Raw genomic sequence first — 287 nt, 5'->3', positions numbered from 1 at the left:
CGACAACTATATTAGTATATCACCTATACCACCCAACTGTCAATACCTTTTTTGATCTTTTTTGATCTTTTTTGATTTTTTTTAAAGTTTATTTTTCAGTTCTAAGTATAAAGTTAATTTCTTTGTGAGCAGGAAGCTGGTTTATGTCACCTGAGTGTATGACTTTCTATAATCTAAAAAGGTTGAGAAACTTGCTCTCAACCTTTTTAGATTATTTATTTGACTTCTAACAGGCCAATATCTCCATCCTCACGACGGTATATAACATTTGTGCTGCTGTCCTCAGC

Annotated in this window: 1 pseudogene; it reads right to left on the bottom strand. The window is 32.8% G+C overall.

The features are described 5' to 3' along the window. Positions 1-215 precede the first annotated feature (215 nt). Positions 216-287 (bottom strand): annotated as a pseudogene (locus tag AX677_RS09075) (sigma 54 modulation/S30EA ribosomal C-terminal domain-containing protein); the annotation flags it as partial.

It is taken from the genome of Streptococcus sp. CCH8-C6, assembly GCF_001557225.1.
Classification (GTDB): Bacteria; Bacillota; Bacilli; order Lactobacillales; family Streptococcaceae; genus Streptococcus; species Streptococcus sanguinis_C.
The sequence above is the reverse complement of the archived record's forward strand: the minus strand, read 5'-3'. Positions and strand labels throughout refer to the sequence as shown.